At 68.5% G+C, this 25,805-nt stretch carries 21 protein-coding genes; 9 read left to right on the top strand and 12 right to left on the bottom strand.

Going from position 1 to position 25,805, the window contains the following annotated elements:
• Positions 1 to 92 precede the first annotated feature (92 nt).
• Both OG555_RS22620 and OG555_RS22615 read left to right on the top strand, forming a co-directional pair.
• Entirely contained in the window at positions 93 to 1,091 is a 999-nt protein-coding gene (locus OG555_RS22620) for a hypothetical protein (protein ID WP_329474513.1), read from the top strand.
• Positions 1,092 to 1,128: 37 nt separating this feature from the next.
• A complete protein-coding gene (locus OG555_RS22615; RefSeq protein WP_329474512.1) occupies positions 1,129 to 2,127 on the top strand; it encodes a YdcF family protein in 999 nt (332 codons plus the stop codon).
• On the opposite strand, the gene OG555_RS22610 is transcribed toward OG555_RS22615, so the two are convergent.
• The 3 genes from OG555_RS22610 to OG555_RS22600 all read right to left on the bottom strand — a co-directional run bounded on the left by OG555_RS22610 (position 2,124) and on the right by OG555_RS22600 (position 5,932).
• Positions 2,124 to 2,879 carry a TSUP family transporter gene (locus OG555_RS22610; RefSeq protein ID WP_329474511.1) on the bottom strand — a complete coding sequence of 252 codons (756 nt, stop codon included), beginning with the start codon at positions 2,877 to 2,879 and terminating at the stop codon, positions 2,124 to 2,126. The genes OG555_RS22615 and OG555_RS22610 overlap by 4 nt on opposite strands.
• Positions 2,880 to 2,963: 84 nt before the next feature.
• Positions 2,964 to 4,199, bottom strand: a complete 1,236-nt coding sequence (locus OG555_RS22605) for an MFS transporter (RefSeq protein ID WP_329474510.1) — start codon at positions 4,197 to 4,199, stop codon at positions 2,964 to 2,966.
• Between the two features lie 191 nt (positions 4,200 to 4,390).
• Complete coding sequence (locus OG555_RS22600) at positions 4,391 to 5,932, bottom strand: fibronectin type III domain-containing protein (RefSeq protein WP_329474509.1); 1,542 nt, start codon at positions 5,930 to 5,932, stop codon at positions 4,391 to 4,393.
• A 182-nt stretch (positions 5,933 to 6,114) separates the two neighbouring features.
• Here OG555_RS22600 and OG555_RS22595 point away from each other — a divergent pair, with 182 nt between their 5' ends.
• The 3 genes from OG555_RS22595 (at position 6,115) to OG555_RS22585 (ending at position 8,602) form a co-directional block, all read left to right on the top strand.
• Positions 6,115 to 6,894 (top strand): SDR family NAD(P)-dependent oxidoreductase, encoded by a 780-nt coding sequence (locus tag OG555_RS22595; protein ID WP_329474508.1) that lies wholly within the window; start codon positions 6,115 to 6,117, stop codon positions 6,892 to 6,894.
• Positions 6,895 to 6,977: 83 nt separating this feature from the next.
• Positions 6,978 to 7,556, top strand: coding sequence for an isochorismatase family protein (locus OG555_RS22590; protein WP_329474507.1), 579 nt, complete (start codon positions 6,978 to 6,980; stop codon positions 7,554 to 7,556).
• A gap of 86 nt (positions 7,557 to 7,642) precedes the next feature.
• Complete coding sequence (locus OG555_RS22585) at positions 7,643 to 8,602, top strand: hypothetical protein (RefSeq protein ID WP_329474506.1); 960 nt, start codon at positions 7,643 to 7,645, stop codon at positions 8,600 to 8,602.
• Between the two features lie 34 nt (positions 8,603 to 8,636).
• On the opposite strand, the gene OG555_RS22580 is transcribed toward OG555_RS22585, so the two are convergent.
• Positions 8,637 to 10,460, bottom strand: a complete 1,824-nt coding sequence (locus OG555_RS22580; RefSeq protein WP_329474505.1) for a bifunctional metallophosphatase/5'-nucleotidase — start codon at positions 10,458 to 10,460, stop codon at positions 8,637 to 8,639.
• Between the two features lie 149 nt (positions 10,461 to 10,609).
• Between OG555_RS22580 and OG555_RS22575 the strand changes: the two genes are divergently transcribed.
• The gene (locus tag OG555_RS22575) at positions 10,610 to 11,404 is read left to right on the top strand and encodes a polysaccharide deacetylase family protein (RefSeq protein WP_329474504.1); all 795 of its coding nucleotides are present in this window, start codon (positions 10,610 to 10,612) and stop codon (positions 11,402 to 11,404) included.
• A gap of 3 nt (positions 11,405 to 11,407) precedes the next feature.
• Here the strand turns inward: OG555_RS22575 and OG555_RS22570 are convergent, their stop codons facing one another.
• Together OG555_RS22570 and OG555_RS22565 are read right to left on the bottom strand one after the other, a co-directional pair.
• On the bottom strand, positions 11,408 to 12,037 hold the full coding sequence (locus OG555_RS22570) for a hypothetical protein (protein ID WP_329474503.1): 630 nt from the start codon (positions 12,035 to 12,037) through the stop codon (positions 11,408 to 11,410).
• 27 nt (positions 12,038 to 12,064) lie between these two features.
• Positions 12,065 to 13,291 (bottom strand): homogentisate 1,2-dioxygenase, encoded by a 1,227-nt coding sequence (locus OG555_RS22565; RefSeq protein ID WP_329474502.1) that lies wholly within the window; start codon positions 13,289 to 13,291, stop codon positions 12,065 to 12,067.
• Between the two features lie 86 nt (positions 13,292 to 13,377).
• Here OG555_RS22565 and OG555_RS22560 point away from each other — a divergent pair, with 86 nt between their 5' ends.
• The 3 genes from OG555_RS22560 (at position 13,378) to OG555_RS22550 (ending at position 19,246) form a co-directional block, all read left to right on the top strand.
• Positions 13,378 to 14,235: a hypothetical protein gene (locus OG555_RS22560; protein WP_329474501.1), complete on the top strand. Its 858-nt coding sequence runs from the start codon at positions 13,378 to 13,380 to the stop codon at positions 14,233 to 14,235.
• On the top strand, positions 14,232 to 15,428 hold the full coding sequence (gene fahA, locus OG555_RS22555) for a fumarylacetoacetase (RefSeq protein WP_329474500.1): 1,197 nt from the start codon (positions 14,232 to 14,234) through the stop codon (positions 15,426 to 15,428). The genes OG555_RS22560 and fahA overlap by 4 nt, the downstream gene beginning before the upstream one ends.
• 104 nt (positions 15,429 to 15,532) lie before the next feature.
• Positions 15,533 to 19,246, top strand: coding sequence for an endo-alpha-N-acetylgalactosaminidase family protein (locus OG555_RS22550; protein ID WP_329474499.1), 3,714 nt, complete (start codon positions 15,533 to 15,535; stop codon positions 19,244 to 19,246).
• A gap of 496 nt (positions 19,247 to 19,742) precedes the next feature.
• Here OG555_RS22550 and OG555_RS22545 read toward each other — a convergent pair whose 3' ends face one another.
• From OG555_RS22545 to hppD, 6 genes are all read right to left on the bottom strand, one after another.
• Complete coding sequence (locus OG555_RS22545) at positions 19,743 to 20,993, bottom strand: HAMP domain-containing sensor histidine kinase (protein WP_329474498.1); 1,251 nt, start codon at positions 20,991 to 20,993, stop codon at positions 19,743 to 19,745.
• Positions 20,994 to 20,995: 2 nt separating this feature from the next.
• Entirely contained in the window at positions 20,996 to 21,694 is a 699-nt protein-coding gene (gene cseB / locus OG555_RS22540) for a two-component system response regulator CseB (protein WP_329474497.1), read from the bottom strand.
• A gap of 16 nt (positions 21,695 to 21,710) precedes the next feature.
• Positions 21,711 to 22,337 (bottom strand): hypothetical protein, encoded by a 627-nt coding sequence (locus OG555_RS22535; RefSeq protein ID WP_329474496.1) that lies wholly within the window; start codon positions 22,335 to 22,337, stop codon positions 21,711 to 21,713.
• Positions 22,338 to 22,475: 138 nt separating this feature from the next.
• Entirely contained in the window at positions 22,476 to 23,852 is a 1,377-nt protein-coding gene (locus OG555_RS22530) for an FAD-binding oxidoreductase (RefSeq protein WP_329474495.1), read from the bottom strand.
• 97 nt (positions 23,853 to 23,949) lie between these two features.
• A complete protein-coding gene (locus tag OG555_RS22525; RefSeq protein ID WP_329474494.1) occupies positions 23,950 to 24,423 on the bottom strand; it encodes a hypothetical protein in 474 nt (157 codons plus the stop codon).
• A gap of 149 nt (positions 24,424 to 24,572) precedes the next feature.
• Complete coding sequence (gene hppD, locus OG555_RS22520) at positions 24,573 to 25,775, bottom strand: 4-hydroxyphenylpyruvate dioxygenase (protein WP_329474493.1); 1,203 nt, start codon at positions 25,773 to 25,775, stop codon at positions 24,573 to 24,575.
• Between the last annotated feature and the right edge of the window lie 30 nt (positions 25,776 to 25,805).

The following is a 25,805-nucleotide window of genomic DNA, read 5'->3' as shown; positions in this document are numbered from 1 at the left end:
CTGCACCTTCCTCGCGCGCCGGTCCCGCAACGACTCTCGCACATCATCGATGGTGGGAGATTGACGGTCTTACCCATTGGAGAGGAACTAAGTTGCGCCCCACACTGTCCCGCCGCCGGGTCTTCATCGCCCTCGGCCTGGCGGGTGTCCTGGCCACCGGCACCGCGATCACCGTCGCCGTCAAAGGCCCGTCGCAGCCGGCCACGGCCGCCACCGCTACCGCCGTCACGGCGACGCGCGCCATCAGCTGTGACACCAGCGCCGGTGGCAGCCACTTCTACGACGGGCCATCGGCCTCGAAGAAGTACGACAGCCGGTTCAGCAACAGCGCCGCGCTGCCGCGACTCGGCTCGTACACCCCGCAGGGCATCGGCACCTGGTGGAACTGGTCCGGGTCGAAGAACCTGCTGCTGGTGACGATGTATCACCCGGGCAAGAACTCGATCATCGTCGGCATCGACCCGGCCACCAACAAGGTCGTCGGCGACGTCGCGATCGCCGAGACGCATGGCGGCGGCATCACCACCGTCTACGGCTGGGCCTTCGTCCAGGGCAGCACCAACGGCATCCGCAAGTACAAGCTGTCGACCCTGGCCGCCGCGATGAAGAAGTCCGGCACGCCGTACGTGAAGGCGACCGGCTCCGAGCGCAAGGTCTACGGCGCGTCGTTCCTGACCAGCTACGGCGACTCGCTGTGGTCGGGCAAGTTCAACGACACCGGCCGCGGCAAGATGTACGAGTACAAGATCAAGCCGGACGGCACGCTGACCACGATCAACAGGGCGTGGGAGATCCCGACCAAGACCCAGGGCCTGCTGGTCACCAAGTCGCACTTCATCTTCAGCACGTCGTACGGCCGGGACAAGCTGAGCAACCTGTACGTCGTCCGCCGCGGACAGCCGGATCTGGACAAGGCGACGCTGAGCTGCTTCCGGGCGCCGAGCATGTCCGAGGGCATCACCGAGTACGGCGGCCGCGCGTACCTGGTGTTCGAGTCGGGCTCCTACCAGTACCGGTCCGACCCGAAGACCAAGAACGTCATCACCCACCTGCACAAGGCGTCGATCTCGTCACTGACCAGCCTGGCGTGACCCATCGGGCGCCATCCGCGTGCTTGGATGGCGCCCGATGCTCATCTCGTTCGCCGTCGCCGGCTTCTGGTTCCTCGTCTTCGCGGTCAGCTTCGGGCGGGATCGGCGGCTGTTCAAGAACGGGATCTTCCTGGTTCTGACGCTGATGTTCGCCGGGCTCGGGGTGATCTTCGCGCTCGAGTCCGTCAACGCGACCGCGGCCCGGCTGCTGGTGGTGGCGATCCTGGTCGCGATCCCGCTGGCGATCGCCGTACTCGCGGTGTTCCTGGTGATCAACGGGATCACGATGCTGCGCCGGGAGGGGCGGCGGCCGGCCACCCTGCTGTCGCTGCTCGCCGGGCTCGGGATCATCGGGTTCGTCGTCTTCAGCGTCGCGGTGCAGAAGATCGGCTGGGAGCCGCTCGCGGCGGTGCGGTCGGTGCTGATCGGCGTGCTCACCTACATCTCGTTCCTGTTCGTCTGCTTCCTGGCTTACTCCTTCGTCTACAGCCGGGTCCGCTCGTCCCGGAAGGTCGACTTCGTCATCGTCCTCGGCTCCGGACTGCGCGGCTCGCGGGTCCCGCCGCTGCTGGCCGGCCGGCTGGACCGGGCGAAGCAGGTGTACGACCGGGCCGTCCGCAGAGGGCGCTCGCCGCTGCTGATCACGTCCGGCGGCCAAGGCCCGGACGAGGACATCCCCGAGTCGCACGCGATGGCGTCGTACCTGATCGAGCGGGGTGTGCCGGCGGACCGGATCCTGCGCGAGGACAAGTCGACCAGCACGATGGAGAACCTGACCTTCAGCCGGGAGCTGATGGTCGACCTGCGGCCGACGTACCGGTGCCTGATCGTGACGAACAACTTCCACGCGTTCCGGGCCACGCTCACCGCGCGGAAGGCCAAGGTCAACGGCCAGGTGATCGGCTCCCCGACCGCGGCGTACTACTGGCCGACGGCAACCATCCGTGAGTTCGTCGCGATCCTTTTCACCCACAAGTACCTGAACGGCGGCATCTGCCTGCTGATCGCCGTGGGCGCGATCACGCAGCACATCTAGCGAAGCATCAGTACGGCGGCGACGACGCCGGCGATCACGATCAGGGCGCGGAGGAGTCCGCTCGGGAGACGGCGGCCGATGTGCGAGCCGACGTACCCGCCGACGACAGAACCGACCGCCAGCAGAGCGGCCGCGGTCAGGTCGAGGTCTGCGATGAAGAGGAAGATCACGCTCGCGACCAGGTTCGCGGCCAGCAGGGCCAGCGTCTTGAGAGCGTTGACGATCCGGAGCTCCAGGTCGAGGCCGAGACCGAGCACCGCCATCATCATCACGCCCGCGCCGGCGCCGAAGTACCCGCCGTAGACGCCGGTCAGGGCGGTGAAGAAGGTCGTCGCCGGAGTCATCGTCTCGTGGGACTGCCCGTTCCGGGCCCGCAACCGGCGTGAGATCCAGGGCTGGACGCCGACGATCAGGCAGGTGAACAGGATCAGCCACGGCGCCGCCGCCGCGAAGACTCCGGCCGGCAGCGCCAGCAGCAACGCCGCACCACCGATCGCGCCGATCGCACACGTCAGGACGACCGCGATCGTGATCGGCCGGGAGATTTCGCGCAGCTCACGGCGATACCCGAACGAGCCGCTCAGCGCTCCCGGGAGCAATCCGATCGTGTTCGACGCGTTGGCCACCACCGGCGGAATCCCGAGCGCGATCAGGGCCGGGAAACTGATCAACGACGCGACACCGACTGTCGAGGTCAGCATGCCGGCACCGAGCCCTGCTGCGATGACGGCCAGCTGCTCCGGTCCCGTCACGACAGCACGCGCGGCGGACGGGAGGAGGACGGATGCACCCTGACAGCATAGGAACACGGTCTCGAGCCCTCACCGCTACCCGTTTCATCGCGTCAGGCTGCGGCCCAGGCGCGCCAGTGGGGACAGGCTCAGAGCGAGCGGTGAGAGGAACATTCCCGCGGTGGCGGCGAAGAGTGCAGTCCGGATGCCGAAGGCTCCGGCGGCGGCGCCGCCGAGGAGGGCACCGAGCGGAGTCAGGCCCATGCCGAGGAAGTTGATTGTGGCGACGACACGTCCCTGGACCGGGAGCGGAGTGACCGCCTGCCGGATGGCCGTCACCGCGATGTCAACAGTCTGACTCAGTACGCCGTACAGGACGTTGATCGTGATCAGTGCGGCTACCGCTGCCGGGCCGGAGCCGTGGAGCGCCGACGTGCACAGCATGACCAGGTCGGAGATCAAAGCGGCGAACACCACGACCCGGCCGTACCCGAACCATCGGGGCAGCCAACTGGACAGGAGCGAGCCGATCAGCACGCCCGGACCGAACCCGGCGAGCACCAGGCCGACTACTGCGCCCGGCAGGTCCAGGGTGCGCGTCACGAAGAGCAGATACACGGTGGTCAGCGCGGTGAAGGAGAACTGGTACACACAGGTCGCCGTCGCGATCGCCCGCAGCGACCCGTCGTGCACGACGATCCGCAGTCCGTCGCGAATCTGGCGCACCACGCCGCTGGACGCCTCAGAGGTCATGCTCGGCAGCCGCCGGATGCGCCGGATCGACAAACTGGAAAAGGCGAACAACACCGCGCTCGCGAGGACCGCGATCGGCGCGGTCAGCAACGACACCAGCGCGCCACCGAGCGCCGGGCCGCAGATCTGCGCGGCCGAGCGAGTGGTCTCCAGCATGCTGTTGCCCTGGGCAAGCTGATCACGCTCGACCAGCCGCGGCAGGGCAGCTTGGTACGCCACGTCGAAACAGACCGTGAACACGCCGGCGGTGAACGCCACGACATACAGGAACGGCAGACCGAGCATCCACCCGAGCGGGACGGCCGCGAGGACGAGCGCTCGGCCGAGGTCGGCGTACACCATCACGGTGCGGGATCGCCAGCGGTCCACCAGCACGCCGACGAACAGCGAGAAGATCAGGATCGGGAGCTGCTGGACGGCGCGGAGCGCGCCGAGCTGGGCAGCCCCGGCGCCGAGTGAGACGACGGCGACCAGTGGCAGGGTCACCTGGCCGGCAAAGCCGGCAAGTTGCGATGCGGTCTGGCCGAGCCAGAGACTGAGGAAATCACGATGCGCCCACAGGCTGGGCGTGCGCGACGGCAGCGACACGAGGAAGTCCTTGGAGTCGGCCCCGGGCGGAACGCACCAGGGCAGGGAGAACCGTGCCGCTTACATCGGAAGCAGCACGCGATGACGATTCAGGTCAGCGCGTGCTCGATTGACCGACCATCTCCAACTCCTCGAACTGTCGACTCGGCCGAGAGCCTAATTCACCCTCGCCGCGATCGCACCGGATTTGATCAGCGGACCTTGACCGCCGCGGCCGTGCCCTGGCGGACGTTGCGGCCGTCGGTCACCTCGACGTGGTAGCCGAGGGTCTGGCCGCTGCTCAGGCGGCTGTCGGTGAACGTCGTGATGGTCGGCGCCGTCCACGGGTACGAGTAGCGCGACCACGTGCCGATCCTGGTCTTGCCCCGGTACACCGTGTACGTCAGCAAGGTGTTGTCCAGATCGACCACCGTGGAGAAGCTCACCGTCACCTTGTTGACGCGGCTGCTCGAGACCTTCGGCGCACCCGGCCGGGCCGGCACCGCACCCCCCGGAGCATTCGTGAACCGGGTGAGGCCCTGCTGCGGTACGCCGTTCACCTCGGTGAAGTCGCCGCCCGCCCACAGGTCGTTGCCGCCGGACGCGAACGCCAGCGGCCCGACCAGGGTCTCGCCGCCGGCATCGGTGTTCGGGAACCAGGGGCCGAGCTTGCCGGTGGACGTGCTCAACACCAGCAGGTGGTGCATGCCGGTGTCGTCGCCGAAGCCGCCGTCCTCGCTGCAATCGTGGGCGTGTGAGCCCTTGTAGAGCCAGTTGCCGAGGGCCTTGATCGCCTCGGTCGCGCCCAGGCAGTGGTTCTGCCACAGCAACTTGCCGGTGGTCGCGTCGGCGGCGAGGACGCCGTCGTAGCAGCCGATGCCGCTGCCGGCATTGGCCACGAAGACCTTGTCGCCCTGCGTCTCGATGTCCTTGACCCGGCTGTCGCAGTCCGGCGTCTCCGCCGGGATCGCGGCGGCGGCCGGCATCGCGAACGCGGCACCGGTCTTCGAGTCCAGCATGGCGAGCGCGTGGTGCTCCGCGCCGTTCAGCGTCGTGAAGCCGCCGCCGACGAAGACGCGTGTACGGTCGACGGACAGGTCGATCGCGTGCACGTCGTCGTCCGCGTCCGGATTCCACGGCAGCAGCGCGCCGGTGTTCAGGGCCACGGCGGCGAGGCGATTGCGGGTGACCTTGCCCACTCGGCCGAACGAGCCGCCCAGGTAGACGGTGTTGCCGGTGATCGCCAGCGCCGCGACGCGGTAGTTGACCGCCGGATCCCACCCGCCCACAAGGTTGCCGGTGGCCACGTTGAACAGCGCGAGGCGCTGACGGGGCCGGCCGTTCACGGCCGTGAAGTCGCCGCCGATCACGACCCACTTGCCGTCAGGGGAGGTGGCGGTGCTCCAGACCGGGCCGTTGACACTCGGGGCGAACCGCGTTGGCGCACCCGTGGTCCGGTTGAAGGCAGCGACGTACTTCCGGGCCGCGTCCCCCTCGCCCACCGGCTTGCCCGGCGGCCGGATCCGGGTGAACAGGCCGCCCGCGAACACTGTGTTCCCGGCGACGGCCAGCGCGTTCACGCTGGCGTTGGTCTGCCACGTCGGGTACTTGACCGCGGACAGGGCCGAGGCGAACCCCGACGGGGCCCGGCCCGACTGGCCGCCCGTCGCCGCCACCACTGGCCGGCCGGACGGGACCAGCGCCGCGGCGACCACGGCCGCGGTGGTGACAAGTGCCAGAACTGCCTTCTTCATGAGCGCCCCCAAGGGCCGCTCCGGCGGATGGCGCCAGCCCATGACTCGTGCCTTGTGACGGTGTGCCAGCACACGATAACTCTCAGCTCATCGCCGCGGGTCACCGCGGGTGGGTTGACGAGATTTTGTTAGACGGCTAAATTTTCTGATTAGCCGACTAAATGTTAGTGGAGGAGCGGTTCATGGAGCTGGGACTGAAGGACGCGGCCGTGCTGGTGACCGGCGGGTCGTCGGGGATCGGGCGGGCCACCGCGGTCGCGTACGGGCGCGAAGGTGCACGGGTCGCGATCACCTACCACTCCCGGAAGGACGCGGCCGAGGCGGTCGCGGAGGAGATCGAGGCGGCCGGCGGTACGGCGTACATCGTACCGATGGAGCTGAACGAGCCGGAGACGATCGCGGCCGCGGTCGCCTCGACCGTCGAGCGGTGGGGCGGGCTCGACGCGGTGGTGGGGAACGCGGTCAACTGGGGCAACCTCGGGTTCAACGACCGGCCGGAGAACATCGAGGACGCCAAGCCGGAGTGGTGGATCCCGATCCTGCGGGCCAACCTCGAGGGGAACTTCCATCTGGTGCAGCAGGTGGCGCCGGCGCTGCGGCGTTCGGCCCACGGTCGCCTCGTGCTGCTGACGACGGATGTGGCTGTCCGTCCGCTGCCGGGGTCCTGGCCGTACGGCGCGGCGAAGGCCGGGCTGCACGGGTTCGTCACCGCGCTGCAGCATGACCTCGGTCGGGACGGCGTCCTGGTCAACCTCGTGATGCCTGGTATCACCCTGGAGAATGGCGAGCACCGGGTCATCCCCAAGCCGGCGCTCGACCGGATCGCCGCCGGGTTCAGCGCCCGCAAACTGCCGGACACCACCGACGTGGCCGACGCGATCCTCTTCCTCACCTCGCCGCGGACCACCGCGATCCAGGGCGAGATCGTGCGCGTGACCGGAGGCCAACTACTCGCCGGGTGACCCACCGACGGCCCGCAATCCGGGGTCTGCGGGCGGCAACGCTTGTACCGTTGGCCTAGGACACCTGACAAAGGAGCGTCGCGATGGCCCGGGCACTGATCGTGGTTGATGTGCAGAACGACTTCTGCGAGGGCGGGAGTCTGGCGGTCAGTGGCGGAGCGGATGTCGCGTTCCGGATCGGCGAGCTGCTGCACAAGTGGCACGAGGACGACCCGGCGGACCGGCAGTACGCGTACGTCGTGGCCACCCGGGACCACCACGTCGACCCGGGCGACCACTTCTCCGACCACCCCGACTACGTGGACTCCTGGCCGCGGCACTGCGTGGCCGGCACCGACGGCGTCAGCTTCCACCCGAACCTGGACCCCCAGCCGTTCGACGCGATCTTCAACAAAGGCGAGTTCGCGGCTGCCTACTCAGGTTTCGAGGGCAAAGCCCACGAAGGCGGCCACGAACTCGAGCACTGGCTGCGGTCCAAGGGTGTCACCGAGGTCGACATCTGTGGACTCACCACCGACTACTGCGTCCGAGCGACCGCTCTGGACGCCCACCACGCAGGTTTCGCCACGACGGTCCTCACCACCTTGACCGCCGGAGTCGCACCCGCCACCACGCAACAGGCACTCACCGAACTCCGGGCGGCCGGCGTCACTCTCACCTGACCGGCGCCGGCGGGGTCCCGGACGATGCTCATGAACGTTGCCGGAGACAACGGACGACTGATCCCTACCGCACCTACCGTGCTGCTATGAGCGAAATGAGTTGGTCGCGGGCGGCCGTCCGCAGCGTCCTGATCGCACTCGGCGTCGGGGCCGGAACAGCCGTGGTGGCGGCCGTCATCGCAACCAACATCGCCTCGCGCGACTGCACGGACGACTACGAGTGTCTGGCGGTCGTGACTGGGATCGGGTCCGGCGTGGCGGTGGGCGGAATCGCCGCCGCCGTGGCTGTCCTCGTACTGGCCGTCCGGCTCGGCGCCGGCCTGATCTTCGGTATCGGCGCCGCGGCAACGATTCTGTTGCTCGTGCGCGCGGCGTGGGGTGCGTTCCTGGGCCAGGCACCACTGCTGGTGTTCCTGGCCGCGATCGTGGGTGTCGCCGGCACGCTCGTCGGCAGTTCCTACCGGCGAGCCGAAGGTGATCGGTGGCGGATGCCTTTGCGGACAGTCGTGGTCGCGGCCGGCGTTCTGGTGATCGCCACCCTTCCGGTCGCGTCCAAGCTGGTCGCGGTGTGGTCGGAGCAGCGCAAGATCGAGGCAGTCGTGGAGCGACCGCTGCAGACCGACCTCGACGGCACCTGGCCGTACAGCGTGAGCTACTCGAGCACCGGTGTCGACTACGCCGTACTCGAACGTCCAACCGCAGATGGCGACCGGATCGCGGACATCGACGTCACCACCCGTACTCTCGACCCCGACCAGGCCCCCTGCACCGGCTTCGACGACAAAACCGAGGGCCCGGTCACCGAGTGCACGGCGCTGGCCCCGAACCTCTGGCAGGCCCGCGGCGACCAGGGCGAGGCCCACTACTTCGTGCACGCCGGCGACCGCCAGTGGGCGTACGTACGCTCCGGAACCTACGGCGGCGCTGACGCCCAGCGCATGCACGACGCAAGAGCCGAACAGGTCGCCAGGTCGCTACAACCCCGGTCCGCCTGGCCCCTGGCCGCCGACAGCGCCGCCTGCGGCTTCTGCGAGTGGCTAACCTGACCGGGAGCGCGCGTGGGCAGACCAGCCGGCAGGGTCAGCCTGTGATCGTGATCGGGGTGCCGTTCGAGGTGAGGGACCAGTCGACGCTGGCGAAGGTGGCCGGGTCGACCGTGCCGGTGCTGGTGACGTAGTCGATCATCAGCTGGCGGATCTCGACCTGGCGGTTGTAGACGACCGGCGCGGTCTTGACGTGCGGGAAGTTGCCGCCGCCGGACTGCCGGTAGTTGTTGACCGCGACCACGAACTGCTGGTCGGCCGCCAGCGCGACCCCGTCGTAGGCGAGGTCCGTGATCCGCGACCCCACCGCCTGGGCGATGTCGATCTTGTAGGTCAAGGGCTTCGTCAGGCCGCCCATGATGTCGTAGTTGTAGTCCGGCGTACCGGTCGGTGCGGTCGGGGTCGGAGCATTGGTGACCTGGTCGGACGGGAAGGGCCCCGTGCCGGTCACCTGCTTGAAGTACTGCGCGGAGAACTCGAGGTAGTCCTTGACCTGCGCGCCCGACATCGTCACCGCGAGCAGCGTGTTGTCGAAGATGTAGAGCCCGGCCACGTCGCGCACCGAGACATCACCGGCCGGGATCGCGGCCGCCCGGTTGAACGGCGCGGCGATCGCGAGCACCGGCAGCGCGGCCTGCGGCGTACCGGCCAGGGCCTTCGACACCGCGTCGGCCTGGATGAAGTTGACGAAGTCCAGCGCGGCGGTGTCCTCCCAGGGCGCGGTCGCCGCGGACATCGCCTCCTTGCAGGTGCCGATCTTCCCATTGACGTACTCGACGACCTTGTCGTGGTCCTTCTGCAGGACGGCGACCACCATCGGGTCGGCGTCGACCGTGTTCGCGTTCAGCACCTGGCTGTGCCGGCCGACGACCTTCCAGCGGCCGTGGACCTTCTGCAGATCCAGGTCGATCAGCGACAGCCGCATGCCCCACTTCAGCGGCTCGGTCAGCACGACCTGCTCACCGCTGGTCGGGTTCGTGACGAGGCGCTCCGGGATCTCCAGGTGCGCGTGCCCGACGAGCACGGCGTCGATGCCGGGGACCGTCTCGGCCATCAGCACCGACGCGTTCTCCGGGTACGGCAGGGTGTCGCCGTACGACGAGGAGAGGTCCATACCGGAGTGCGCGGACACGATCACCACGTCGGCGCCGGCCTTGCGGACCCGCGGGACCCAGACCTTGGCCTGCTCGACGATGCCGCCGAAGGTGATCTTGTTGTCGACGTTCGCCTTGTCCCAGATCGCGATGCCCGGGTTGGTCAGGCCGAGGATGCCGACCGTGATCGGCTTCTCGCCCGGCACCTGCACCCGCTTCAGCACGTACGGCGGGAAGACCGGAAGGCCCGTGGTCCAGTCCTGGGCGTTGGCCCCGAGCAGCGGGAACTGCAACTGCCGCTGGAACTTGCGCAGGATGTCGAGCCCATAATTGAACTCGTGGTTGCCCAGTGCCGCGGCGTCGTACCCGATCTGGTTCATCGCGGCCGCCATCGGGTGGATGTGGCCGCCGGTGATGGGCTCGATCCGGGCGAAGTAGTACGCCAGCGGGGTGCCCTGGATGGTGTCGCCGGCGTCGAGCATCAGCGGGCGCGGCGCGCGCCGCTCGGCGGCGATCCGGTCCCGGACCGCGGTGACCAGGGTGGAGATCTTGGCCAGGCCGATGTCGTTGTGCGCGGCGTCGTCGTACTCGGCGTTCTTGAAGTAGTCCCAGTTCAGGACGTTGCCGTGCAGGTCGGTGGTGCCCATCACGGTCAGCCGGACCGCCTTGCCGCTGCCGCCATCGCCGTCGCCGGCGTAGGCGGGCATCGCCTGGAACCCGGCCGCGGCCAGCGCCGCAGCACCGCCGATCACTGTTCGCCTCGTCATCGTCGTGCGCTCACCGCTGTCCGTCATCATTCGCCTCACGTGTGGTCGCTGCTGCCTGCCCCGGGGTCCCCGGCATCTGGTCACCCTAAGGCCGACACACCCCGGACCCGATGCCCGGATGGCCCGGTGGGCGCGAGAGGATGCCGGTCATGACCAAGCCGCCCGGCAAGATCCTGCCGTTGGTCGCCGCCCTACTCTGCGGTGCCGTCCTCGCCCAGGCCGCCAAGCCGTCCGACCACTCGATCACCAGCGCCGCGCCCGTCGTCCAGGTCGCCTCGGCGCACGGACCGCTGAGTCCGCCGATCACGCACAAACAGGACAGGTCGGTCGGGCCGCGGAAACCGCCGCACCCGTCCCAGCGCAGTATCACGCCGACGACCGCGCCGGACGACTGGAACCTGACCGCGCACGGCAAGGTCCTCTATCTGACGTTCGACGACGGACCACAGCCCGAGTGGACGCCGAAGGTGCTGCAGGTCCTGCGCAAGCACAAGGCGCACGCGACGTTCTTCGTGCTCGGCATCCAGGTGGCGCAGTTCCCGGAGCTGGTCACGCTCGAACGAGCCGCCGGTCACCACGTCGGCAACCACACGTGGGACCACAAGACGTTGACCCTGCTGCCGGACGTGAAGATGCGGCAGGAGATCGCTTCCGGCGTGAAATCGAAATGCCTGCGGCCGCCGACCGGGGCCACGAACGCCAAGATCGAGGCGACCGCGGCGGCCTTGCACCAGCGCCAGGTCCTGTGGGATGTCGACACCGAGGACTGGACCAAGCCGGGCACGGCGAAGATCGAGCACGAGATCCTGCGCGGCGCCAGGCCGGGCGCGATCATCCTCATGCACGACGGCGGCGGCAACCGCTCCCAGACCGTCGCAGCCCTCGACAGCGCCCTGACCAAACTGACCAAGCTCGGCTACAGCTATCAGAGCCTGCCCTGCTAGCTGCTAGCGACGGACGCCGGCGGTGCCGCCGGAGAAGTGCTTGAGGGCCTCGTCGATGACGTGGACCGGCTGGTCGAGCGACTTGACCAGATACAGGCCGGTGGGGCGCAGGAGCGGATTGGGCTTCACGACGGTCCGGACCGCGGGCTGGTCGAGGCCGCGGACGCCGGCCGTGGTGGCGCCGACGCCTGGAGCAAGGTCCAGCTCGAGGGCGTACTGACCGAAGAGCTTCTCCTGCCGGAAGCCGCGGACCGTCGACCACGGCAGCACGACCGGGTACGCCGCTCCTTCGCAAGCCAGCTCCAGCGCCTTGGGTGACATCCGCATCGCGACCGGCTGCAGCTCGTTGGCGGCGTACCAGCGTCGGCGCTCCGCCTGGAGCCGCAGCGCCAGGACGGTGCTGAGCACGAGCGGGATCATTGCCGCGATCAACAACACGGCGAACGGCCACATCCCTGCCCCACGGAACGCGAACACCGCGTAGAGCGCGGCGACGATGCCCACGGCGCCGATCACCAGCGTCACCCAGGCGCCGCGCCGCTGCACCTTCGCGACGATCTCGCGCCGGCGCAGCACCGCATCCCGATCGACCCCGACGACAAAGGTCCGCGCCGCCTCCCCGTCCTCACTCACCGGTCAAGAATCGCACACGATCCGGGCCTACGAGGTGCGGCGGCCGGCCCAGGTCCAGGCGTACACGCCGTCGTCGACCGCCTGACCGCCCTCGCCCAGCTCCAGCGGGCGGAACGTGTCGACCATCACCGCGAGTTCCTCGAACCGCTCAGCGCCGAGTGAGGCCTCGATCGCGGACGGCTGCGGCCCGTGCGCGTACCCACCCGGGTGCAGCGAGATCGAGCCGAGTCCGATCCCGGATCCCTTCCGCGCCTCGTAGTCGCCGCCGCAGTAGAACATGACCTCGTCGGAGTCGACGTTCGAGTGGTAGTACGGCACCGGCACCGACAGCGGGTGGTAGTCCACCTTCCGCGGGACGAAGTTGCAGACCACGAAGTTGATGCCCTCGAACACCTGGTGCACGGGTGGCGGCTGGTGGATCCGCCCGGTGATCGGCTCGTAGTCGCTCACGTTGAACGTGTACGGGTACAGGCAGCCGTCCCACCCGACCACGTCGAACGGATGCGTCGCGTACGTCATCCGGCTGCCGACGATCCCACCGGGACCGCTGCCCCGGTGCTTCACCAGCACCTCGACGTCCGTGTCCTCGACCACGAGCGGCTCGCTCGCCGCGTGCAGGTCCCGTTCGCAGTACGGCGAGTGCTCGAGGAACTGCCCGTAGCGGGACAGGTACCGCTTCGGCGGCGCGATGTGGCTGTTCGCCTCGATGCAGTAGGCGTGGACACCGTTCGGGCCTGGCAGCCAGCGATGCGTGGTCGCCCGCGGGATGATCACGTAGTCGCCCTCGACCGCGTTCAGCACCCCGAACACCGTCTCCACGGTCGCCGACCCCTTCTCGACGTACACGCACTCGTCCCCGATGGCGTTGCGGTAGTACGGCGACGGCTGCTCGGCGACGACGTACGAGATCCGGACGTCGCCGTTCCCCAGCACCAGCCGCCGGTCGTCGACGGTGTTGAATCCATTTCCCACCCCACCGCCCCGGTCGTTGCTCTTGGAGGTGTCGCTGAACAGGTCGTGCAGTTTCAGGTGCCGCGGGGTGAGCGGGTGATTGGCCACGGTGGCCAGGTCGGGCAGGTCCCACACCTGCGAGTCCACGATCGCGGACGGGACGCCGGCGTGGTACAGCAACGACGAGTCCGATGAGAACCCCTCCTCCCCCATCAGCTCCTCGTAGTACAGCCCGCCGTCCGGTTTCCGGAACTGCGTGTGCCGCTTCGGTGGAACCTGGCCGACCTGCCGGTAGAACGTCATGACCCCTGCTCCCGGACTTCTCACAGCCCATCCGATTATCGGACGCTTGCGTCCGCTTACCGAAAGCATCCGTTAGGCTCAGGGCCATGTCAACCGTCCCTGCCCTGTTCCGGCACCTGGTCGACGACGCATCGATGTTCCCGCCCGGGGACCTGCCGCTGGCCGAGGCCGTCGCCGGCCACCGCGCGCACCGCCGGTCGCCGTACGCCGAGCTGGTCGGACCGTTCGTGTGCACCGACGAGGACCTGGTGAAGGTCGCCGCGGAGGCCGCCCGCGACGGCGCCGGCCCGCTCGAGGTCGCCGTCGTGATCACCGGCGGCGCCGGCGGGATCGAGCCCGCCGTCCGGTACGGCGACCGGTCCCACGACGTCGAGGTGAAGGCCATCGAGGTCCGGCTGCGGAACGAGGACGACCTGTCCCGCAACGCACTGCGCGTGGTCCGCGCGTGTGACGACTGCCTCGACGAGGAGACGGCGTACGTCGAAGTGGGTCTGGACGGGGCCTGGGAGCGCGCACTCGACGTCGTCGCCGATGCCGGGTACGCCGCCAAGCTGCGGACCGGCGGGCTGGATGCGGCGTTGTTCCCGTCGGAGATCCAGGTCGCAGCGTTCATCACCGCCTGTCTGGATCGTGAGGTCGCGTTCAAGTGCACGGCCGGGCTGCACAACGCAGTCCGGCATACCGCGGCCGACACCGGGTTCGAGCATCACGGGTTCCTGAACGTGTTACTCGCCACCCGGGCGTCTCTCGACGGCGCCTCGCAGGACGAACTGGCCGCCATACTGGCGTCGCGGGACGGTGACGCGCTCGCCGACCAGGCCCGCGAACTGTCCGAGGACCAGGCCGTGAGCACGCGCCGCTGGTTCACCTCGTTCGGCTCGTGCAGTATCGAGGAACCCCGCCACGACCTGACCGCTCTGAACCTGCTGGAGGGGGCCTCATGACCTGGATCGACATGCCGCCGAACTCGCCGTTCGGGCCGGACAACCTGCCGCTGGGCGTGTTCCGGCACGGTGACGAGGACCCGCGGGTGGGTGCCGCGATCGGTGACCAGGTGATCGATCTCGCGCCGCTCGCGTCCGCGCAGATGCTGGACGGCGCGCAACTGTTCGCCGAACCGACGCTGAACGCCTTCCTCGCGCTCGGCCGCCCGGCCTGGCACGCGACCCGCAACTGGCTGCTCGAGCTCGTCCGCAACGAGAACGACCGGGACACCGTCGAGCCACACCTGATCCCGCAGTCGGCGGTCACGATGCAGCTCCCGTTCGATGTCGGGGACTACGTCGACTTCTACGCCTCCGAACAGCACGCGACCAACCTCGGCCGGCTGTTCCGCCCGGACTCCGAGCCGCTGCTCCCGAACTGGAAACACCTCCCGGTCGGCTACCACGGCCGGTCCGGCACGATCGTTGCCAGCGGCACCGACATCGTCCGCCCGTCGGGTCAGCGCAAGGCGCCCGACGCGGCCGCTCCGACGTACGGCCCGTCCCAGCGCCTCGACATCGAGGTCGAGCTCGGCTACGTCGTCGGTACGCCGTCCGCACTCGGGAAGCCGGTGTCCGTGCGGGATTTCCGCGAGCACGTGTACGGCGTGGTGCTCGTGAACGACTGGTCCGCGCGCGACCTGCAGGCGTGGGAGTACGTGCCGCTGGGACCGTTCCTCGGGAAGTCGTTCGCCACGTCCATCTCGCCGTGGGTCGTCTCACTGGAGGCCCTCGAGGCCGCGGCCGTCCCGCTGCCGGCGCAGGACCCGCCGGTCCTCCCCTACCTGGCGAGCGACGACCTGGTGAACTACGACATCACCTTCGAGGTCTATCTGAACGGCCAGCTGGTGAGCTCACCGCCGTACAAGGACATCTACTGGTCGCCGGCGCAGATGCTGGCGCACCTGACCGTGAACGGCGCCTCGGTCCGGACCGGGGACCTGTACGCCTCCGGCACGGTCAGCGGCCCGGAGAAGGACCAGCGGGGCTCGTTCATCGAGCTCACCTGGGGCGGGCGTGAGCCGCTCGTCCTGGACGGCAAGGAGCACACGTTCCTGGCCGACGGCGACGAGGTCACGATCGCCGCCTGGGCCACGACTGCCGACGGCTCCCGCTTTGGCCTGGGCGAGGTCACGGGCACGATCATTCCCTGAGCAACCCTGTTCATAAGTGTTCGTTTCTCTTGACGTGTTAGCGGTTACGTGCGAACTTTCTGCGCATGAAACGTTCAGTGGGGTGTGGAGTACTGACTGTAGCGATGGCTGCCGGCGTGTTGAGCGTGCCTGCGGGTGCGCACGCCGCCGGCGATCTGACGCTTCGGTCGAACGACTTGACTGTCACTGTCGGGGCCGACTTCCCGCGGGTGATCAAGTACGTCGACAACGGCTCCGGTCAGGCCCTCGGCGGCCAGCCAGATGCGATCTCGACGGTCACCATCGACGGAGTGGCCCGGACGGCGCACCTGTCCGCGCCACCCACGGTCGGTGGCGGGCGAGCGTCGTACCACTTGGTTTTCGACGCGCTGCCCGGCGTGGAGCTGGACGCGAGCCTGAGCGTGAGCGGCCGGGTGACGACGTTCGCGATCGACGCGGTCCGCGACACCGAGACCAGCCGCGTGCACACCATCGACATCCCTGACCAGGACCTGGTGTCCATCGCGAGTACGGACGCCGGGGCGACCACCGCCTTCACCACGCTGGACCCCGACTCCACCCGTACCGCGGACAAGATCACGCCCATCACCGCGGCTACTCCGGCCGAGCCGTCCGCGACGGGAGCGGCGTACGCGTTCGTGAACACCAGCGGCCTGGCCGCCGGCATCGAGTCGAGCTCCGTCTACGACAAACCCTCCGGCCAGTCCGTCGACGACGGCGCCCGGTTCTGGCACCGCGCCCGCAAGGCCGCCGACGGCGGCACCCGTGTCGGCGTGTGGAGCGGCCAGTGGACCTACCGCGCCGACACCTCGCCGTACACCGAGCCGTTGCCCTGGGCAAAGGTCGTGGTGACGCCGGACGCGAACCAGGACAAGACCGTCGACTGGCAGGACGGCGCGATCGCGTTCCGCTCGATCATGACCGAGCCGCAGGGCGGCGACCAGGTCAAGGACCGGGTCGTCACGCACATCCCCTTCAACTTCGCCAGCCAGGCGACGCACCCGTTCCTGCGGACCCTCGACGACGTCAAGCGGATCTCGCTGTCCACCGACGGGCTCGGCCAAATGGCCATCCTCAAGGGGTACGGCGCCGAGGGCCACGACTCGGCTCACCCGGACTACGGCGGCAACTACAACACCCGCGCCGGCGGCCTGACCGACCTGAACACGCTCCTGAAGCAGGGCAAGTCCTGGAACGCCGCCTTCGGCGTCCACGTGAACGCGACCGAGTCCTACCCGGAGGCCAACGCGTTCAGCGAGGACCTGGTCGACAAGAACTCCAAGGGCTGGAACTGGCTGAACCAGAGCTACTACATCAAGCAGCGCCCTGACCTTGCCACCGGCAACATCGTCAAGCGGTTCCAGCAACTCCGCGACGAGACCGACAAGAACCTGCAGGAGCTCTACATCGACGTGTACTACCAGTCGGGCTGGCTCGCCGACGGCCTGACCCGGCAGCTGGCCGGCCAGGGCTGGCAGATCGCGACCGAGTGGGCCGACCGGCACGAGCGCACCTCGTTGTGGTCGCACTGGGCCAACGACCTCGACTACGGCGGTCCGACGAACAAGGGCCTGAACAGCCAGATCATCCGGTTCGTCCGCAACCACGAGAAGGACGTCTGGAACAACGACCCGATCCTCGGCCAGTCCGCCATCGTCGAGTTCGAGGGCTGGACCGGCGAGACCGACTGGAACGCCTTCTACGCCAACATCTGGCAGCGGAACCTGCCGGCGAAGTTCCTCCAGCAGCAGAAGATCACCGACTGGAACAGCGACGACATCACCTTCACCGGCGGCGTCCGCGGCGCGGTCGAGAACGGCAAGCGGACCGTGTACGTCGGTGCCGCGAAGGTGCTCGACGGCGACAAGTACCTGCTGCCCTGGGACGGCAACAAGAAGCTCTACCACTACAACCCGGCCGGCGGCCGGACGACATGGCAGCTCCCGGCGGCCTTCGCAGGTGTCTCGAAGTTCTCGGTCTACAAGCTGACCGACAACGGCCGGGTCAAGGTCGCGTCCGCACCTGTGCACAACGGCGCGATCAGTCTCGACGCGACCGCCGGTCAGCCGTACGCAATCTACCCGGACGCGGCGCCGTCACCGCGGAGCGCGAACTGGGGTGACAGGACGCACCTGAAGGACCCCGGCTTCAATGCCGGCGACCTCGCTGCATGGAACGCCAGCGGCGGCGCGACGATCGACACGCTGGCCAACGGCCAACATGTCGCATCGCTCGGCAGCAAGACCTCGTCGCTGCGCCAGCGGATCACCGGCCTGACCCGCGGCCGCACCTACAGCGCCTCGGCCTGGATCGAGGTCGAACCGGGCAAGTCCCGACCGACCACGCTGACGGTCGACGGCGTACGCAACGTGGTGACGAGATCGACCGCCCAGAACATGGTTGCCTCCGACGACAAACAGGGTGCCTACTACCAGCGAGCCCGCGTCGTCTTCGACGCCAAGGGCGACGGTGCCGATCTCAGCATCAGCGCGGCCGCCGGGGGCGCCAAGGTCCGGATCGACGATGTCCGCGTGGTGGAGACGACGCGTCCGGCTGCAGGACTTGTCGACGACTTCGAGAACGTCGACCAGGGCTGGGGACCGTTTGTGAAGGGCGATGCCGGTGGGGTCACCGACCCACGGACCGTGCTCGCTCGCAAGCATGTCCCGTACACGCAGGCCGGCTGGAACGGGAAGCTCGTCGACGACGTGCTCGACGGCGAGTGGTCGCTCAAGTCCCATGAGGAGAACCAAGGGCTCGTCTATCGAACCGCGCCGTGGACGGTGAACTTCCAGCCGGGCCACAAGTACAAGGTCAGCTTCGACTACACCAATGGTCGGGCCGGCCAATATGCGTGGGTCCAGGGCGTCGACCGGCCGGACTCGGTCGAGGTCAAGTCCACGCCGATCGGCGAGCAGCGGACCAAGGCGGCCTTCAGCCAGGAGTTCGTGGCCGGATGCGGCGGCGACTACTGGGTCGGCCTGCGCAAGCTGTCCGACGGCGGTGACCAGGCGGACTTCATCATGGACAACTTCGCCGTCACCGACCTCGGTACGACGTCGGAGCCGGCCGACTGTACTTCGGTCGCGGTGTCCGGTGTCACCGGTCTCGTCTCCGGTGAGGCGAACACGGTCGTCACTACCTTCACCAACAACGATGTCGTTGCCGCCGACAACATCACGCTGGGGCTGACTGCTCCGAACGGCTGGACCGTCACGGCGACGACTCCGGCCGCCCACGCGACTGTTGCCCCCGGCGCCAGTGTGACGACCAAGTGGGACGTGACCCCACCAGCCGGCACGCCGGAAGGCAAGTACGTGCTGACGGCAACAGGTGGTCGGTCGACTCTCAGTGCCGAGGCGACCGTGCTGCCGCCAGGCATCGTGCCGCAGTCCCGGATCACGGTGGCGGACGTGAGCAGTGAGGACGTCGCCACGGGCGGTGCGGCGACGTCGGCTCTCGACGGAAACCCAAGCACACTGTGGCATTCGGCGTGGTCGGAGGTGCCGACGCCGGCGACCTTCCCGCACCACATCACGCTCGACCTCGGATCGACGTACCAGGTCGACGGGTTCAGCTACCTGCCGCGGCAGAGCGGGACGAACGGGATGTTCAAGGGCTACGAGCTCTACGTCAGCGCCGACGGCCAGGACTGGGGTACGCCGGTCGCGACCGGTGAGTTCCCGAACTCGACGGCGACGCAACGGCTGGACTTCGCCGCCAAACCCGGACGGTTCGTGAAGTTCGTCGGCACCAGCTCACTCAACGGCGCGGTCTTCGGATCGGCCGCGGAACTCAACGTCTACGGCACCCACTAACCGGGACCCCGGACACCAACTGGGGACCTGAGACAGGTTATTTCGGCTCTACTGCTGGATGTGTGGGCGAAGTGAGTGGGGTCGGCCGGGGTGCAGCTCGACAGGAGGTGCCGGTCCAGGACTGCTGGTCGGGCAAGGCTTTCACGCCTGGCCCGACCGGCCCGGCCGGGGCCGGGGCGGACACCTCCTGTCGAGCTGCCCCCGTCCGCACCCCCGCTGCCACAGTCCACACCCGACCAGCTTGCACCGGCGGGCAGGTGCGGTGACTGGGCGCGGTCGTCTTGCCGGTCGTGGGGATCGGCACCGATCCCCGGGACCTGGGACACCATCGGGCGACCTCGGACAGGCTGTGCCGTGTCCGAGGTCCCCACTACCTGTCCGAGGTCACGGCACGACCAGCCGCTCTCCTCACGAGCGAGCCGCGTCACTTGGTGATGGTCACCGCGGCCGCGGCGCTCGCGGTCTTGGCGGCGCGGTCGCGTCGCGAATAGTTGTGTTACGGCTCCGTCTCAGGTCCCGCCGGCAGGACCAAGCGGGCCAGCGCACCACCACCACCACCGGCGGACGCGCCGAAGGTCAGCTCGGCCCCGAGCACCTTGGCGTGACCGGCCGCGATGGTCAGGCCGAGGCCGTGACCGACTCCCCTCTCGGCCATCCCGGACCGGAACCGACGCGGGCCCTCGGCAATCAACTCCTCCGGGTAACCGTTGCCGTGGTCAACCACCTCGACTGTCCGGCCGGTGACCGTGACCTCGACCGGCGGTGCACCGTGACGCAGCCCGTTGACGATCAGGTTGGCCAGGATGCGTTCGACCCGGCGCGAGTCCGTGGACACCGTGACGTCGGGACCGAGCTGATGCACCACCACGCTGTCCGGCGGAAGCGCCTGCTGCATCCGCAGCCGGCCGACCGCGGACCCGACGAACGCGCCGAGGCCGACCAGTTCGAGGTCGGCCTGCTCCACACCGGAGTCGAACCGGGCGATCTCCAGCAGGTCCTCGACCAGGCGGCGCAGCACCTTGGCCCGGTCCCGGACCAGCTCGCTCGGCCGCCCCGCGGGCAGCAACTCGGCCGCGGTGGTCAGCCCGGTGACCGGAGTCCGCAGGTCGTGCGCGACGTCGGCGGTGAACCGCCGTTCGGCCTCCAGCTGACCACGCAATGAGCTGGCCATCGTGTCCAGCGCGGCGGCCAGCGACTGCACCTCGTCCTTGCCCTTGCCGACCGCCTCGGCCGCCGACGCGTCCAGATCGCCGGCCGCGATCCGGCGCGCCGTCCCGGCCACGGCGACGATCCGCCTGGACAGGCTGCCGGCCAGGATCACGCTGACCAGGGCGACCAGCGCCACCGTTCCGAACCCGCCCAGCACAAGCGCCTGCTGCAGCGCCTTCATCGAGTCGTCGCTGGTCTCGTAGTCCTGCTCGATCGAGAGGATCTTGCCGTCCTTGACCCCGACCGCCGCCCACATCTTCGCGCGCGGCGACCCGGTCTTGAACGTCGCCCGCTTGCCCTCCAGCACTGCCTCGCGCAGCTGCGGCGGCAGATCGGGGTCGTCCAGCTTCGCCCCGAGCACCGGGACGTCGTTGGTGTCGTAGTTCTGCGCCGCGAGCTGGATCCGCTCGTCCGCGAAACTGCGTGTGCGGTCCAGCCGGGCCGACTGCGCCTGGGTGTAGACCGCGACACACAGCACGAGAATCGCGAGCGCCGAGACCAGCAGGAAGATCAGCCCGAGCTTGCCACGGAGACCCACTCCTAGGCCCTGAGCTTGTATCCGAATCCGCGGACCGTTTCGATCCGGTCCGCGCCGATCTTGGTCCGCAGCCGTTGCAGGTGGACGTCGACCAGGCGGCCGTCGCCACCCCACTCGTAGTCCCAGACCCGCTGCAACAGGGTGGACCGACTCAGCACCACACCCGGGTTGTTGGCGAACTCGATCAGCAGCTTGAGCTCGGTCGGTGTGAGCTGGACGGTCGACCCACCACGCCGTACCTCCAGGGCCTCGCGGTCCAGCTCGAGGTCGCCGAACGACTCCACGCCTGAGCCGGCCGTCGGCGTCGGTCGCTCCGGATCGGACACCGCCCGCCGCATCACCGCCCGCAGCCGGGCCACCAGGACCTGCGTGTCGAACGGTTTGGTCACGTAGTCGTCCGCGCCCGCCTCCAGCCCGAGTACGACGTCGAGCGCGTCACCGCGGGCGGACACCATCACGATCGGGACCGTGCTGGTCTCCCGGACCCGGCGGCATACCGAGATCCCGTCCAGCCCGGGCAGCATGATATCGAGCATCACGACGTCGGGATGGATCTTCTCGAATCGTTCGATCGCTTCCAGGCCGTCCTCGGCCGTGGTCACGTCGTACCCGTGGCGTTCGAGGGTCAGTTGGGTCGCCTCACGGATCACCGCGTCGTCCTCGACCATGAGAATGCGCGCTGCCGGTTCTTCCGGTACCACCGAACTTCAGTCTCCCTTATTGGTCGGTCGAGCTCACCTTGGCCATCTGACGGCCGTCCCAACGGTAGACCTCGATCCGCCCGCCCGACGGGCAACAGACCTTGTCGTCGATCGTGAAGATCTTCGACTCGACGACCAACTCACCCTGCGGGCTGGCGTTGACCGTCGGCAGATCGGCTTTCAGGCTCCAGATCGGTCGCGGGCCCGAGGGCTCGACGGCGATCAGGAAGAAACCGAAGACGAAATTCTCCAGGGTGTGGATGAAGACGATCTGCTGAGGAGTACCGCTGTGCATAACATCAACGGTCTTACCCCGGCTGAGGCAACGCGGAATCACCGTACATTTCTCCAGCACGCTCCGCGCGTACTGCGGCAGGTGCTTGTCGGCGAGCAGCTTGACCCGGACCTGGGCCAGGTCGACGGCCACCTCCGGTGTCAGCTTGGGCTCGGGTTGCACACCGTTGGTGCCCAGGGCGATGGACGGCGTCGAACTGGCCGGGGGCGCCTCGGCCCCCTCGACCCGCAGGCCGCCGCCGTTCGCGCAGGCGGACAGAACGGTCAGGGCGACGAAAGCTGCGACGGCAGGGATCGCGGTACGGCGTAGCGCGGCAGGCCACCGACGCCCCGAAGGCTGCGTGCGCATAGGGCGCCTCCTACCCTGCCTCATCGATCCCCCGGGAGATTCAGACAACTACCTTCCATAGTGCGGGCCGCACGTCACAGCCGACGGCCATGGACGTCGAATGGCCTCGGCAGTTCCGTTGCGGTTGAGTCACAGCCGCTAGCCGGCCACGACCTTGCCGGGATTCAGGATGTTCTTCGGGTCCAGGGCGGCCTTGATCGCGCGGTGGACGTCGATCGCGACCGGGCCGATCTCCTCGACCAGCCAGGTCCGTTTCAGGACGCCGACACCGTGCTCACCGGTGATCGTGCCGCCGAGCTCGAGCCCGATCTCCATCACCCGGTCGAACGCCTGCTGTGCCCGCGCGGCCTGGTCGGCGTCGGTCTGGTCGAAGACCACCGTCGGGTGCATGTTGCCGTCACCGGCGTGCCCGAGCACCCCGATCGTGATGTCCAGCTCGGCCGACAACTGCTCGATCCGGCCGATGAAGTCGGCCAGCCGGGACCGGGGCACGGCGACGTCGTCGATCATCGTCGTCCCGAGTTGCTCGAGTGCGGTCAGCGCCGCCCGCCGGCCCTCGAGCAGCAGCTCGCCCTCGGCGTCGTCCTCCGCCTCGATGCACTCCAGCGCACCGTGGTCGCGGCACAGCTTCGCCACCGCGGCGACGTCGGCCGCGCCGGCCTCGCCACCCGCGTCGGACTGCGCGATCAGCATCGCCGCGGCCTCGTCCGGCAGATCCATCCGCTTGTACTTGTTCACGGCGCGGATCGTGGTCCGGTCCATGATCTCGAGCAGGCTCAGCGAGACACCGCTGCGAATGATCTCGAGGATCGCCTCGCCCGCCACGACACCGGAGCCGAACAGCGCCGCCATCGTCCGTGGTTTCGCCGCCTGCGGACGCAACGCGAGCGTCGCCTCGGTGATGATGCCGAGCGTCCCCTCGCTGCCCACGATCAGCTTGGCCAGGTCGTACCCGGCGACGCCCTTCACGGTCTTGCGGCCGGTCCGCAGCACCCGGCCGTCCGCGAGTACGACCTCCAGGCCGAGCACATAGTCCGTGGTCACGCCGTACTTCACGCAGCACAGACCGCCGGAGTTCGTCGACAGGTTGCCGCCGATCGAGCAGAACTCCCAGCTGGACGGGTCCGGCGGGTAGAACAGCCCGTGCTCGGCGACGGCCCGGGACAGTACGGCGTTGTAGACGCCGGGCTGGGTGACGACGTACCGGTCCACCGGCTCGATCGCCAGCACCTTGTCCATCTTCTCCAGCGAGATCACGATGCAGGCGTCGAGCGCGTTCGCCGCCCCGGACAGCCCGGACCGGGCACCCTGCGGCACCACCGGTACGCCGGCCTGCGCCGCGATCTTCACCGCCGCCTGCACATGCGCGGTCTCCCGGGCCAGTACGACGGCGAGCGGCATCCCGGCCGGGCAGAACATCGCCCGGTCGTACCGGTAACTCTCCATCCGGTCCGGATCCGTCACCAGCGCCTCGGGAGGCAACGCCTGGCGCAGTTGCTCGACAACGTCACTCATACTGCGAGCCTAGTAGCTGCCTCCGACGTGACGCGCCAGTAACGGTGTCCGCTTCCGGAAGAATCACCCCACGCGTCACCCCATCGGGTGAGCGGACTCAGCGGGTGCGCTTGGTGGCGTTCTCCGAGATCTCCTCGTAGCCGCCGCCGTAGTTGTGGAACTCGCGGCCGATCGCGGCGAAGGTGACAGCGCCGTCGGTCGACTTGACCTTGGGAGTCCGGCAGGTGCGTTGGCCCTTGATCACCGCGCCGTTGCCGCCGCTGCTGTCACAGCTGAGCACGCGACCACTGTTGGCGCCGCCGTACTGGACCAGGAAGGCGTTGGCCTTCGCGTTGGCCACCACCGGCGATGCCATGGTGATCTCGGCCCAGTACTGCGAACAGCTGTCCCGGACCAGCCGGACCGTGCCCCAACTGGGCGGTCTCTGATCACGCAGCATCGGCGCCGACGCAATGGATCTCGCGCCCGAACAGCTCGCGGCTTCGGCCGCCTGGGCCGGTGTCGCGGCGAGGGCGATCGCGCCCACCCCGGCCAGGCCCACGGTGCTGAGCAAAGTGCCCAGAGTCTTCATGACGGAACCCTTCCTGAGCATGCGCCCCGACGCACACTCAGGAAGGCACACTACGCGAACAGCCCCTGCCCGGACAGTCAATCCGGTAATCGGACGACGACACGCCGTGTGCAGTTGCTGTCGGCAAGGTTCATGGCGGCTGCGAACCCTTAAAGGTTGCCCCGGCGCTCTTGTTCGCGCTCGATCGCCTCGAACAGGGCCTTGAAGTTGCCCTTGCCGAAGCCGAGCGAGCCGTGCCGCTCGATCAGTTCGTAGAAGACGGTCGGGCGGTCGCCGATCGGCGCGGTGAAGATCTGCAACAGATAGCCGTCCTCGTCGCGGTCGACCAGGATGCCGCGGGACTGCAGGTCCTCGATCGGCACCCGCACCTGGCCGATCCGGGCCCGCAGCTCCGGGTCCTGGTAATACGAGTCCGGCGTGTTGAGGAACTCGACCCCGTTCGCCCGCATGATGTCGACCGTCCGCAGGATGTCGTTGGTGGCGAGCGCGATGTGCTGGGCGCCGGCGCCGTCGTAGAACTCGAGGAACTCGTCGATCTGCGACTTCTTCTTCGCGATAGCCGGCTCGTTCAGCGGGAACTTCACCCGGTGGTTGCCGTTGGCGACGACCTTGCTCATCAGCGCGGAGTAGTCGGTCGCGATGTCGTCGCCGATGAACTCGGCCATGTTCACGAAGCCCATGACCTTGTTGTAGAAACCGACCCACTCGTCCATCTTGCCGAGCTCGACGTTGCCGACGACGTGATCGACCGCCTGGAACAGCCGCTTCGGGTGCCCCTCCGGCCGGGTCACCTGGGTGGTCGCCGCGACGAACCCGGGCAGGTACGGCCCGTCGTACTTGCTCCGGTCGACCAGCGTGTGCCGGGTGTCGCCGTACGCCGCGATCGCGGCCCGGCGGATCGTGCCGTGCTCGTCGGAGACGTCGTTCGGCTCCTCCAGTACGACGGCGCCCTGCTTGCGGGCGTGCTCGATGCACTTGTCCACGTCCGGCACCTCGAGCGCGAGGTCGGCCACGCCGTCACCGTGCTTGCGGTGGTGCTCGAGCAGCGGGCTCTTCGGGCTGACGCCGCCGGTGATGACGAACCGGGCCGAGCCGGCCTTCAGGACGAACGCCTTGCTGTCCTTGCTGCCCGTCTCGGGGCCGGAGTACGCGACCAGGTCCATCCCGAAGGCGAGCTGGTAGTACTTCGCGGTCTGGGTGGCGTTGCCGACCACGAAGACCACCGCGTCCATCGCGGTGACCGGGAACGGGTCGGTGCTCTCGTCGTACGGCACCAGGCCGACGAGCTGCTTCAGCTGGTCGAGGTCGAGATCGGCGTCGAGCTCTGCGGGGGTGAGGTCGGTGCTGGTCATCGTGATCCTCCCGGTTCGGATGCGTGCACC

The sequence above is a fragment of the Kribbella sp. NBC_01484 genome (assembly GCF_036227145.1).
In the GTDB taxonomy this organism is placed as follows: Bacteria; Actinomycetota; Actinomycetes; order Propionibacteriales; family Kribbellaceae; genus Kribbella.
The sequence above is the reverse complement of the archived record's forward strand: the minus strand, read 5'-3'. Positions and strand labels throughout refer to the sequence as shown.